The organism is Rhizobacter sp. P3_B12 (genome assembly GCF_056402895.1).
The window spans coordinates 1-1,811 of record NZ_JBFUGN010001140.1 but is presented as its reverse complement, the minus strand read 5'-3'; the positions used below and the strand labels follow the sequence as shown (position 1 = coordinate 1,811).

The following is a 1,811-nucleotide window of genomic DNA, read 5'->3' as shown; positions in this document are numbered from 1 at the left end:
ACATGCACCGGCGTGCCCGAGCGCAGCGGGCGCGGCTCGCCGTGCCACAGCGTCAGCAGCGCATCGAGCCGGTCGGTGGCCACGCTCGCGCCGGCCGACACCAGCCACTGGCCGCGCGCCACCTCGTGCTTGTCGACCCCGGCCAGCGCCACCGCGCAGCGCTGGCCGGCATGCGCCTGCGTCGCCGCCTGGTTCTGCGTGTGCAGGCTGCGCACGCGGGCGTGGCGGCCGGTGGGCGAGGGGCAGAGCGCCAGCTCGTCGCCGACCTGCACGCGCCCTGCATGCACGGTGCCGGTCGCCACGGTGCCGACGCCGTCGAGCGTGAACGCCCGGTCGATCGCGAGGCGGAAGGCATCGCTCGCGCCGTCGCGCGGCGGCGTGTTGCGGGCCGCGGCGAACAGCAGCTCACGCAAGGCCGGCAAGCCCTCGCCGGTCGGGGCCGAGACGGCGAGCACCGGCGATGCGGCGAGCGGCGTGCCGGCCAGCAGCGCGGCCACGTCGTCGCGCACCTGCGAAAGGCGCTCTGCATCGACGCGATCGGTCTTCGTGATCACGACGGCGCCGCGCGACAGGCCCAGCAGCGACAGCACCGCCAGGTGCTCGCGCGTCTGCGGCATCACGCCATCGTCGGCGGCGACCAGCAGCAGCGCGAAGTCGATGCCGGTCGCGCCGGCCAGCATCGTGTGCACCAGGCGCTCGTGGCCGGGCACGTCGATGAAGCCGATGCGCGGCGTGCCGTCGTCGCCGGGCACGTCGAGGAAGGCGTAGCCGAGCTCGATCGAGATGCCGCGCGCCTTCTCCTGCGGCAGCCGGTCGGTGTCGACGCCGGTGAGCGCGCGCACCAGCGTGGTCTTGCCGTGGTCGATGTGGCCTGCGGTGCCGACGATCATGTCCAGGCGTCCGGGGGCTACATGAAGTTGCGCGTGTGCAGCTCGGCCAGCCGCTCGGCCTCGCCGCGCTCGAAGCCCAGCCGGCTGAGCCGGGCACGCCGGCCGGCCGCCATCTCGCGCTTGAGTTGCTGCACGGCCGCATGCCCGCGCGCCACCGCGTCCGGCGTCAACGCGCCCGCGGCCAGCAGCACCAGCGCATCGAACACCTCCTCGTTCAGCCCCGCCGTGCTGGCCAGCGCATCGAAGCGCTGCTCGATCGCATTGCGCAGCCGCACCTGGTAGTCGGGCTCGACCGCGAGGCGGTACTCCAGGTGCGCCATCCCGAAGGCCACGTGCCGGCCTTCGTCGCGCGCCGCGAGCCGCGCGACCTGGCGCGTGACCGGATCGGGCCCGTGCTCGTGCAGGAAGTTCAGCAGGTTCACGAAGCTGCCTTCGCCGAGCACCGAGAGCAGGAAGGTGGCCGTCGAGAAATCCGGTGCGTCGAACAAGGTGCGCAGCGAGGCCTGCCCGCCGGCGGTCGACAAGGCCGGCGGCCGCCCGCGCAGCCCGGCGCGGCGCGTGAACACCTCGACATGGCGTGCCTCGTCGGCGCACTGCAGCGCCAGCAGTTGCAGCACCTCGCGGTAGTGCGGATGGATCTGCCCGAGGTGCCGGGCCGGCACCAGCAGCGCCGCGTTCTCGTTCTCGACCAGGTAGGTCATCACCTGCACGACGGCGTCCTCGATCTCCGGGGCGAGCTCGAACGGCGCCTCCCAGTCGATCGCGGTCGCCGGATCCCACTGCGCGGCCGCGGCCTGCGCGTAGAGCTCGCCGGCGGTGGCGGCCCACAGCTCGTGGCGCTGTCGCAGCCCGAACGAGAAGGCCGGGCTGCCGGCCTCCACCGTCGCGCCGCGCGCGGCCAGGCCCCAATCGGCGCGCGCC

Annotated in this window: 2 protein-coding genes; both read right to left on the bottom strand. The window is 74.2% G+C overall.

From position 1 onward, the window contains the following. On the bottom strand, positions 1-890 hold an 890-nt coding region (selB, locus tag AC1D01_RS33050), incomplete at its 3' end, for a selenocysteine-specific translation elongation factor (RefSeq protein ID WP_477873707.1). A gap of 17 nt (positions 891-907) precedes the next feature. Next, positions 908-1,811: ferritin-like domain-containing protein (locus tag AC1D01_RS33045; RefSeq protein WP_477873706.1), on the bottom strand; the 904-nt coding region annotated here is incomplete at its 5' end.